This is a genomic window from Candidatus Bathyarchaeota archaeon (assembly GCA_026014805.1).
Taxonomy (GTDB): Archaea; Thermoproteota; Bathyarchaeia; order Bathyarchaeales; family SOJC01; genus JAGLZW01.
In genome coordinates, this window is sequence record JAOZHR010000008.1 from 53,232 (window position 1) to 63,846 (window position 10,615).

Annotated in this window: 10 protein-coding genes and 1 rRNA gene; 5 read left to right on the forward strand and 6 right to left on the reverse strand. The window is 46.5% G+C overall.

Annotation, left to right across the window (positions count from 1 at the left end; genetic code table 11):
* Positions 1-3 precede the first annotated feature (3 nt).
* From aspS to NWE91_02190, 4 genes are all read left to right on the forward strand, one after another.
* Positions 4-1,323, forward strand: a complete 1,320-nt coding sequence (aspS, locus tag NWE91_02175; GenBank protein MCW3985202.1) for an aspartate--tRNA(Asn) ligase — start codon at positions 4-6, stop codon at positions 1,321-1,323.
* Between the two features lie 95 nt (positions 1,324-1,418).
* Positions 1,419-1,859 carry a hypothetical protein gene (locus NWE91_02180; GenBank protein ID MCW3985203.1) on the forward strand — a complete coding sequence of 147 codons (441 nt, stop codon included), beginning with the start codon at positions 1,419-1,421 and terminating at the stop codon, positions 1,857-1,859.
* Between the two features lie 125 nt (positions 1,860-1,984).
* Complete coding sequence (locus NWE91_02185; GenBank protein MCW3985204.1) at positions 1,985-2,629, forward strand: ribbon-helix-helix domain-containing protein; 645 nt, start codon at positions 1,985-1,987, stop codon at positions 2,627-2,629.
* Positions 2,630-2,635: 6 nt separating this feature from the next.
* Positions 2,636-2,857, forward strand: coding sequence for a hypothetical protein (locus NWE91_02190; protein ID MCW3985205.1), 222 nt, complete (start codon positions 2,636-2,638; stop codon positions 2,855-2,857).
* Positions 2,858-2,881: 24 nt separating this feature from the next.
* Here NWE91_02190 and truD read toward each other — a convergent pair whose 3' ends face one another.
* From truD to NWE91_02210, 4 genes are all read right to left on the reverse strand, one after another.
* Positions 2,882-4,243, reverse strand: coding sequence for a tRNA pseudouridine(13) synthase TruD (gene truD / locus NWE91_02195; protein MCW3985206.1), 1,362 nt, complete (start codon positions 4,241-4,243; stop codon positions 2,882-2,884).
* 12 nt (positions 4,244-4,255) lie between these two features.
* Positions 4,256-4,624, reverse strand: a complete 369-nt coding sequence (gene pth2, locus NWE91_02200) for a peptidyl-tRNA hydrolase Pth2 (GenBank protein ID MCW3985207.1) — start codon at positions 4,622-4,624, stop codon at positions 4,256-4,258.
* A gap of 56 nt (positions 4,625-4,680) precedes the next feature.
* Positions 4,681-5,886, reverse strand: a complete 1,206-nt coding sequence (locus NWE91_02205; protein ID MCW3985208.1) for an NAD(P)/FAD-dependent oxidoreductase — start codon at positions 5,884-5,886, stop codon at positions 4,681-4,683.
* Between the two features lie 114 nt (positions 5,887-6,000).
* Entirely contained in the window at positions 6,001-6,168 is a 168-nt protein-coding gene (locus NWE91_02210) for a chorismate-binding protein (protein ID MCW3985209.1), read from the reverse strand.
* 144 nt (positions 6,169-6,312) lie between these two features.
* On the opposite strand from NWE91_02210, the gene NWE91_02215 reads away from it, so the two are divergent.
* A complete protein-coding gene (locus NWE91_02215; protein ID MCW3985210.1) occupies positions 6,313-6,783 on the forward strand; it encodes a hypothetical protein in 471 nt (156 codons plus the stop codon).
* 2 nt (positions 6,784-6,785) lie between these two features.
* Here the strand turns inward: NWE91_02215 and NWE91_02220 are convergent, their stop codons facing one another.
* Both NWE91_02220 and NWE91_02225 read right to left on the reverse strand, forming a co-directional pair.
* Positions 6,786-7,256: a hypothetical protein gene (locus NWE91_02220; protein MCW3985211.1), complete on the reverse strand. Its 471-nt coding sequence runs from the start codon at positions 7,254-7,256 to the stop codon at positions 6,786-6,788.
* Positions 7,257-7,400: 144 nt separating this feature from the next.
* Positions 7,401-10,472 (reverse strand): 23S ribosomal RNA (locus tag NWE91_02225).
* Between the last annotated feature and the right edge of the window lie 143 nt (positions 10,473-10,615).

Genomic DNA, 10,615 nt, shown 5'->3' on the forward strand with positions numbered 1-10,615 from the left:
AATATGGAACTTGACCCGCTAGAGGACTGGCGAAAAACACAATACACTACAGACATAAAGCCAGAACTTGATGGGACAGAAGTCATTGTTTTAGGTTGGGTTCAAGAAATCCGAGATCTAGGCGCCATAAAATTCATAATCCTTCAAGATCGAAAAGGAACTGTGCAAATAACTATCCAAAAGAAAAAAGCAGGAAAGGAAATCTTAGAGAAAGCAAACTCTCTGCAAACGCAATACTGCATCGGCGTAAAAGGCATAGTGAAGAAGACGAAAATGGCCCAGCGAGGCTTCGAAATAATTCCAACCAAAATGAGAATTCTAGGAATAGCACAGCATCCGCTACCCCTCGATGTAACTGGCAAAACTCCAGCGTCTATAGACACGCGATTGAACGCCCGAGTCCTAGACCTTTCTCAAGAGGAAAATAGGGCAATTTGGAACATCCAGCACACAATGTTGACCGCCCTTCGCAGGTTTCTTTCAGAAAAAGATTTCATAGAAGTCTACACACCGAGAATCATTGCAACCGCAACTGAAGGTGGAGCCGCCCTTTTCTCCGTAAACTATTTTGACCAAGAAGCCTATTTGGCGCAGAGCCCACAACTATACAAAGAAGAGCTAACTTTGTGTTTCGAGAAGATTTTTGAAGTTGGACCCTTTTTTAGGGCTGAAGAGTCTCACACCCGGAGACATTTGAGCGAGTTTATTTCAATAGATATAGAACAGGCTTTCGTTACCGCAGACGATGTAATGATACTGCTTGAACAAACTTTGCATTACATCTGTGAAGCCGTGAAGAGGAATTGCCAAAAGGAGCTTGAAATCCTGAAACACGAAGTAGATGTCCCCGAATTACCCTCAAAACGCTTTACTTACACTCAAATTCTAAATGAACTGAAGAAAGAAGGGATAGAAATCCCATGGGGTGAAGATATCCCAACGCCTGCATACCGAACTCTAGGCAAACTTCATCCCTACTTCTACTTCATAACTGAGTGGCCCACGAAATCCAAACCGTTCTACATCAAACCACATGATGATAACCCTGAGGTCAGTGAAGGATTCGACTTCATGTGGAAATGGATGGAGCTGGCCTCCGGAGGAACACGCGTTCACTCAAAAACCCTCTTAATGAAACGCCTGAAAGAACAAGGATTAAACCCAAAATCCTTCAAGCACCATTTACAAGTTTTTGACTATGGACTGCCTCCTCACGCAGGATGGGCAGCTGGCCTAGAAAGGGTGCTGATGATGTTGACAGGCAAACGGAACATTCGGGAAGTTGTTTTATTCCCCAGAGACCGCGCCAGACTCACCCCATGAAAATGACAAGCTATCGTTCTCGTCTAGAAGATAAGTCCACATACATATAAGAAAGGGCGAAACGCCAATTTATTGTAGGAAGGAGAAGAGTAAAAATGCAGAAAAAAGCTAGCGCTATAGTAGCTATCATATTATTGACGCTTGGAACATTAGGTGTGGTTTCCCTTTTTATGCCGACCCAAGCCGTCCCATTAGACTTTGAAACCATGTGCGAAGGAACGGTTGATAAGAAGCCGGGTGAATCCTTCACCGTCAAGATAACCTTCAAGAACAAAGGCACAACAGAAGGCACGTGGAAAATCACCGTGACTTTTGAAGGAGAGGATTGGACATGGAAAGGCGAGGAGAAACAACTTACGCTGAAGTCGTGTAAAACGAAAACTCTGACTTGGGAAGGAAACGTGTCAGAAGACGCTGCCGTAGACGCTGTTGCACGATTAGTCGTATACTACGACAGCGAGTTTGCGGCTTTGAATTGGTGGATTCACGTGATACCTGACGCGGAACTCTACATAATTGACAGCAAAGTAAGCTAGAACCAGCTTTCATAATAAAGTGGAGATATCTCCCGCATTTCTCCGCCTTTTTTATGCGTTAGGAATTGAATGCACAAAATATATTTTACTGTTTCACAATAGGACGTGTCAGGGGGAGGTAGAGATTGGCTATCCGCGTTTTTTGGACGGTTCTCTATGGATTGCTAATGGCATGTTTCTTTTTAGTGGGAATCTATCTCCCGTATTTAGGCTGGGCTGGCTTTATTGTGTTACCTCTGATGACAAGTGCTATTGTTGGTTACTTCTCAAAAGAAATCAGAGAAGCCTTCTCGGTTATTGTAGTGGGACTCGTTGTCTATGGAGTCATAGCATTAATACTCATAGGGGTGCTTTCCAGTTCTATAGCAAATGCTCTATATTGGGTACATGAAGCGAGTTGGCCTCAACTCTCAGAAGCTGAGCTTCATGCAACAATGTATAACGAGACAGTCTACGCTCTTGGCATAATGTGTATCGGCTTTTTTATGATTCAGATTTCGTTGACAGTTGGTGGAGTATCCGTCGGAATATTTGTCAAGAAGTTGCAGAGGATGTTGCAACCAGCCAAAGATCGGATAATCAGTTATGGAGATTTCACAACTGAAGGCATAACGAGAACAGGTGTAGTTAAAGTGAGAGTGATCGGAACTATTCCAGAGGAACTGTATGAATGGATGAAAAAAGAAGTAGAAGCCAGCAACTACGTTAACCAAAGCCACATTATCGAAGCTGCTCTAAGAAAGCTCAAAGAAGAGAGAGAAGAACCATAGTATACATTGATTTTATTCAATGCGCGCGTAAAGGAGTTCCTAGGCCACAAAAGAATCGAAGACACTATGCGTTATATCCGAGTTGTTGAAGCCATTTTCAAAGAAATTACAGATGAATTCACCGTTAGAATAGCTAGAACACCAAAGGAAATTCAAGGATTGCTAGAAGTAGGCTTCGAATACATCTGCGAGAAAGACGGTTTACTATATTTCCGCAAACGAAAATAGCTATATAAAAACCGTACAGATCAGCTAAAACCCAGCTTTTATCATGTTGCGTGGCTTCATAAATTCACGTAAGACCACAGTCGCGTAACAGCCACGATGCAGAGTAAAACTAATTCTCAGTTCCTTCTTGCGCAAATTTGACTCGTCTTTGACTGGTTTATCTGCATTAAGATTTATTATAGGTGTCATAGTAGCTCGAAGCTCGCCAGCTGCACTCATCTCTGGCGCAGAAGAGACGTAGAAATTCGCTTGAGTTATTTTTTCACTTTCAAGTATGGAGTGCTCTATTTCGCCTTGCAGGCCCTCTGATGAGGTTTGCTTGAAACCTATTAAGGGAATTGCGACGTACATCTCACCTTTTTTTACTTTTTTTCGTAAATCTTCAAGCTTCTCATGTGTGGCCTTTATGTAGCTTCTGATTGGCAAGCCATGGCTGTCGGTTTTCACAACGTAATCGCCGAGTTGTGGTTCGTTAATTGGAATCTTACGTAGTAGGCGTTGGCTGAGAAATCGGTTGAAGATGTATGACTGGTATGCTTGAAGAAAGAGCCTGCACAAACGCCGGGGCAGCCTTCTGAAAGCGCCCACAAAGTTTTTCGGATGCTTAACCAAGTGAGCCAACATTAATCGTTCATACAATAACCATCGTGGAAAAACGTTGATTACCTCCTTAAAGTCTCTAGTCTCTTGCAATCTCTGTCTCGCTTCTCTCGATTGGGGATGCTCGTAGGGGCTTGACTTGGCGAGAAACAGTAGCGCTGCCCTTTCTAAATCATCACGCGCTAACGCTTTGCCAACCAAATGGGTAATAGGGCGAATAGTGCCAAAGCGTTGGTGTCCAAAGAAATTCGGAATACCGCCTAAGACGCGTAACTCGTTTACCATGTCAGACATTCTTTCTTGAAGGACTGCGTTACTATGGCTGATGTTTCTTACTGATATATGGAATGTGTTGCCGAATGACATGTGGGGAAAAATCATGTTTGGCGAATAACGGAGAGGATACACATGAATATCGTCTACTCGTATGCGTCTTAGCTGTCTCAAATTTATATTTTCGATGCTGATGTGCTGAGCGGTTAAGGCTTTTTTATCTTTTATTCCTGCAATTCTCACACGCCGCTCACTGATACCTAATTGCTTAGCGATTTTTCTTGCCGCCAGCAACGTATCCCAGTCTCGTTTGACGAGCAAACAAATCAGGTAACGTCCTTCCCCTGTTACTTGACCCCGCAGCTTTGGCTTTAGCTCTGCCTTTGAACCGTCGACAAGCACCTCTTCAACCATAAAGTCTTCAGGCATCTGCCGTATTACGCCACCTATGCCACGAGTCTTTGTGACGAAAGTTTCAATGCCCAACTGTTTTTCAATTGTTGGAACTTTCAAGATTAACCCTGCTCATAGAAGCGGTAGTTTCCCCGTTATTTCGTCAATTTGTATAGAGGGTGCTGGCCCAATGCCTAGACATGTCACTGTGCTTGGGGGGAGTTGTGTTAATCCTCGATCTGTAATGAGGCTGTGGGGAAGCTTCATCCCTACTGCTTCTTTTTGAAGCTCTAACAGTTCGGCTAGATTTTTCACTTTTACAGCTACTTTGCATTGTCCTTCCCTCAACCATGCCTGCCACCATTCGGAGCGCCTCTTTCTAGCTTTTTCAGCGGCGGAAACCGCTGCATGCCCAACCTGTGCTGCCAGTTTGCCTTTACCCATCTTCAGATCTGTTCTTACCGCTATCACTTGTTTGTATTCGAACTCTTCTTGTGACATCCAATACACGCTCAGTATTCAGTTGTGTTTAAGGTTAAAGGGCTTTACAGATGTGCTTAGAAGAACGAAGCTATTAAGAAATATAATGCTGTCGCTAAAATCCTTGGGCTTTTAGCTATGCGAATCAATGAAGTACCTTGAAAATCAACGTCTCTCACAGTCTTCAAACTCTCATCTAACCTCAGCCGAGTGCAAAGAGTGATGAGTTGGTCGAGTTGTTTGTCTGAGAAACTGTTAAGCATTGTACGCAGACGTTTCATTGCCATCATATCAAAACCTATCTTCTTTTTCCATCGACGTTCATATTCAGCGAGAAAGTTTGCTGAAAAATCTTTGTGGCGAACAGCTAGGGCAACAACCTTACCTGCAATTTCCGCGCAGGTCAATCCCATAACAACACCTCCACCTGTAGTAGGTTTAACCTGTGAAGCCGTGTCCCCTACAACCAGCAACCCATCATAGAACGTTCGGGGAATCGGACCACCTAACGAAATAGGATGGTAGGCAAGGTTTGTAACATGGCTCCGCTTGAGCCTTTGACGGGCAATCGGGTTGTGATTGACAAAATGGCGTAAACACTCCCGAGGATTACCTCTTTCTGTTCCCAAGCCAACCTTCGCGGTGCCATCACGTCGCGGGACTATCCAAGCGAAGAAGCCAGTGGCGAAGTTGCGGCTTAAAAAAACTTCAACTGTGTCGCTGTCGATGTTATTAATCTTGTCAACTTCCGCTTGTACTCCATTAACTATTGTACGACTATTAAGTGAAGACAGTCCTGCTCGTTTTAGAAGACTTGAGGACACACCTTCCGCATCAATTACAACCTTAGACACAAGCTTTTTGGTTCTTTTCTTTCCTTTGAAAATAATGCCCCTAACTGTGCCCTTTTCAATCAAAAGAGAATCTACGTAAGTGTCATTTACAATTTTAGCGCCAGCCTTTAAAGCCAAATTCGAAAGATGCTGGTCAAAAAGCGCCCTGTTAACAACACAAGTCACTGGAGAGGCAAATCGAACCACAAATCTGTATCCAGAAGGAGAATAGAAGACAGCTGATTTAATCTCGTTCTCAAAGACGTTTTTCGGCAAACGGAGATCAAATCGTCTTATACCGGCAAGGCTTAGGTGGCCTGTGCAGTGCGAAGGCACTCCAACTTTACCGTGTTCCTCGAAAATAGTAACTTGGGCGTCTAGTTTTGCTGCTTGCAAGGCACAAAAAGAACCGGTTGGGCCAGCGCCAACAACTACTACGTCAGAGCTCACTAGAATCACGTTTGCTGTTTTTAAACTTCACTTCGGTATTTAGCTATTTACTTTTTCGTTTAGCTTTAAAAATTGAAACAAGAAAAAAGAAGAGAGGGGGAAAGAAGAGTGTTCCTAGATTTTTCTTTTACTCAGTGCTTTACGGAAGACGCCGCATTTGGGACAGTCGAAAAGACCAATTTCGAGTTCAAGTCTTTTGCCTTGCTTGTCAGGGCGCCCTGCCATTTTCCAAGTTTTTCTGGGCTTAGCAATCTCTTTTCCGCATTTAGGACATTTAGCCATATATATCATCCGTTTCCATCTTACATATGTATATGAATATATAATTTTCCATGCAAAAGAGCTTTCAACTGCGAAAATGACTGCTTTAAGCAACAGTAGAAAGTTTTGAAGGAATAGGATAAGATGTCGTCAAGAGATGAAGTGTTGCAAACGATAAAAAATGGCAAACGCGAGCTTGGCATCGAAGATATGATGTTTGAAGTAGAATATGTTGAGAGACCGAGCAAAATAGGAAAACGAGCGGAGATCTTCATCTGGTCTCAAGACCAGGCAGAAATAGTGCTGTATCCAGATGCAACGCTTTTTAGCGTTCATCATGAACTTTGTCATGCAAAGCTGTTTAGAATGGGTTTCCCTTTGACGAATACTGAGAAGGACCTTGAACTGTTTCCTGATTTAAAAGATTATAGGAGGATGGTGGTTATCGTTGAATGGTACATCAATGAGCTTCAGAAACGAGTTTTTGACGAATATTACGCGGTCGATGAAGCAGGTACCGCTCGACCGCCTCCGTTCCCAGAATTACCAGGACTTCCAGAGGAGAAATTTTCTGCTGAGCAGATTATCCATATAACTGAAATTGTGAAAAGAGAAGGCAAAGGTGGTGCTTTTTAAGTTTAAGTTCTTCCGCGCCAAAATGCCAACACTACGAGACTTCGAGCAATCAGAGAAACCCCTACTACTGCTATAATTCCACCTATAAAAGGAAACCATTCTTTTATGGCTTCTGAAAGCAAAAGGTTGAACATGTAGGCTGCGCCCAACCAAAGAACAATGTTGGAAGTCGTCTCAGCCACCTTGTTCATATGAGACTTAAAATTGAGCCTCAATGCCAAGACAAAGAACTGAAATAGTCCAAGGACTATGCAGAACCGCATTACTGTTTCATAGACCACATGGTGTTCGTTCACATGTGTAGGAGCAGGCAAAAGCACGTTGTCCGTAATATTTTTTAACTCGAAATCTTCAAAGAACGCTAAAACTTCTGCATAGTAATTTGGCACAATAACGAAAAACAACGCGAAAAGCATAACAAAAAAACCGAACGAGAGAAGACCAATCCAATTTTCTCTTCTATCATGTGGCACTCTAAACAATCTCCTCATCTATCTAATTGATTAGCGGTGTAACCTTAAAAAATTGACTGCCAGCAAGGAACACCACACACTCAGCAAGCCAACATAATGCACAGCAAACCTATAACACCCAAACACCCGTATCCACACCAATTATAGCCCGACACCTCGAGCTATTGGGAGCCGCGGGCTGAATGTCTCGGCCGAAGCCTTGACACGTACACCCCAGCTCCATCAACCCCATCTTCTATGGGTGCCCTCGTCCCTACAATGAACCTGTTACCAAGCACACATACATAGGGAATGGTCGCCTCTTTTTCAGGAAAGGCTTCGAGCTTAGATGCTTTCAGCTCTTATCCTTGGCGGCTTAGCTGCCCGGCGTCTGCCCTGTCGGACAACCGGTTAACCATAGGCCACAACGTCCCGTTCCTCTCGTACTGAGGACCCTTTCCCTTCAGGCGACCAACACTCCCAGCAGATAAAGTCTGACCTGTCTCACGACGGTCTAAACCCAGCTCACGTTCCCTTTTAATAGGCGAGCAGCCTCACCCTTGGCCCCTTATGCAGGGCCAGGATAGGAAGAGCCGACATCGAGGTACCAAGCCGCGGGGTCGATGTGAACTCTCGCCCGCGACAAGCCTGTTATCCCCGGGGTAATTTTTCTGTCGCCTCTAGCCCCCATCAATGGGGACATAGAGGATCGCTAAGCCCGGCTTTCGCCTCTGCATCCCTTACTGTGGAGGATACAGTCAGACCGGCTTTTGCCTTTGCACTCTACAGCGGATTTCTGTCCCGCCTGAGCCGATCTTTGGGCCCCCTTGATATCTTTTCAAGGGGGTGCCGCCCCAGCCAAACTGCCCACCTGCTGTTGTCCCAACGCATTTGCGCCGGTAAGAGACATGGTTGCGAAAGGTCGGTGTTCCATTGTCGCCTACTCCAGTCCCCAGAGGAACTGGGATTAACGGCTCCCGACTACGCTCTGCAAACGCTGCCAAATCCCAGCAACAGGCTGCAGTAAAACTCCACGGGGTCTTCTTTTCCCGCTGGGAGTCAGTGGACTGTTCGTCCACTTTACGTGGGTTCACCGGGTACCAAGCGGGGACAGCGGGGCTCTCGTTGATCCATTCATGCGCGTCGGAACTTACCCGACAAGGCATTTGGCTACCTTAAGAGAGTCAGAGTTACTCCCGTCGTTTGCAGGCCCTTAGCCCGGTTGGACCCAGGTTTTAGGTACCTGTACTGGACAGGATTCAGAAGCCGTTCACACCCTTTCGGGCTTGCGGCTTCCTATGTTTTTATTAAACAGTCGGAACCCCCTTGCTACTGCGACCTGCGGTTCCAGCCAAAGCCAAAACCACAGGCACCCCTTATACCAAAGGTACGGGGCTAATTTGCCGAGTTCCCTCGCTTAGTGTACACCCGACACGCCTTAGGTTTCTCGCCTAGGGACACCTGTGTCGGTTCTGGGTACGGACACGAAGGATCCTTCTCAAAATCTTTTTCACGGGCTCCAAAGATCAACTGAACCGCCCTAAAAACGGGCAGCTATTCCCGCTTTCATTTGGTTCTCGCCATTACGGCACTCCCCAAACTTATACGGTTAAACAAGGCGACAGCCTTGCTCAGTCTACCTCAAAGCGTCAGATGTTGAGCTTGCGTTGCCGCGTGTACCTTCGTGGTGCAGGAATTTTAACCGGCTTCCCTTTCGGCATAATCAGTTAAGATCTGCCTTAGGATCGACTTACCCCCGGCTGACGACGCGTTGCCGGGGAACCCTTGCCCTTTCGGCGGAGGGGATTCGCACCCCTCTTTGCTGTTACTACCACCGGGATTTCCAATCCTGAACCGGTCCACCGGACTTCACAGCCCGGCTTCTACCCAGCCAGGACGCCCTCCTACCAGATCACGGCTTCCGCCGTGCCCTAAGGTATCGGCGGCTGGCTTAGCCCCGTCCATTTTCAGGGCCATCAGCCTCGGCGGGTGAGCTGTTACGCTTTCTTTAAAGGGTGGCTGCTTCTGAGCCTACCTCCCCGCTGTCTTAGGCTGATGACGCCTTTCGATTTAGCACTTAGCCAGCACTTGGGGGCCTTAACCTTAGTCTGGGTTGTTCCCCTTTCGGCCTTGGGGGCTTACCCCGCCATAACCCGTCTCCCGAGTTCTACAGCGCCGATAGATTCGGAGTTTGAAAAAGAAGCGGAGCCTTTCAGCTCCTCACTTCCTAATCAGTGCTCTACCCTGTCGGCTGCCTCACTCGGGGCTGGGCTGCGACCCACTTCGGAGGGAACTAGCTATCACCGGGCTAGATTGGTCTTTCGCCCCTAACCCCAGGTCAGAGGAGCAAATTGCACGTTAGCACCCCTTCGGGCCTCCACCAAGCTTTCGCCTGGCTTCACCCTGCCCAGGGCTAGATCGCCCGGTTTCTAGTCTCTCAGCTATGACTCCGCGCCCTTTAAGACGCCGCGCCTCATCAGTCAAAGACTGGTTGTACGCTTGTTGGTTTCCCTATGCATTCAGGCCTTAAGCCTTTAAGCTTGCCATAGCCGTGAACTCCCCGGCCCGTGTTTCTAGACGGAATATGCAACCCTAGTCCTCCATTCTCGTACTGCCGCATCGCTACGGTTTCCTTCGAATGGGATCTATCCTTCCGGGCTGCACACGTCTTTAACCGTCTGGTTTCAGACTCTTTTCAGCTCCCTTCCGGGATACTTTTCAACTTTCTGTCACCGTACTAGTGCGCTATCGGTCTTGAGACGTGTTTAGTCTTGGAAGTTGATGGCTCCCAATTTTCCACACCTAAGCCAAGGTATGGTACTCTGGGATTCCAGCCTTTTTCTTTCCAGTTTACGCTTACGGGGCTTTCACCCTCTATAGCGGATCTTTCCAGATCACTTCAGCTTAGCCAGCGAAGATATAGCCGGACCCATAACCCTACATCTCTCGCAAGTTTCCTTACAAGATTCGGTTTGGACTTTTCCCGTTTCACTCGCCGTTACTCAGGGAATCCTAGTTAGTTTCTTTTCCTCCCCTTACTATGATGTTTCAGTTCAGGGGGTTCCCCCTCCATTGCTGGAGTGTCACGGTTCCCGAAGGAACCATAACAAGAAGTCTCATTTGGGCATCCTCGGTTCTACAGCTGCGTGCGCTTACCCGAGGCGTTTCGCTGCTTGCCGCGCCCTTCTTCAGCGCTCAAGCCTGGCCATTCACCAGACGGCGTGACATATCGAGCTTTTTTGGCGTGTAGGTGAATAGGTGTTTGTTTAGTGTAGGTTTGTTGGCAATTTGGGCTTGCTCCTGTGTGGTGTTCATTGTGAGCTTGATGTGCCCATTTTCTGAGCTCACTTGCATTCTTCACCTTGCAATCGTTTGATTGA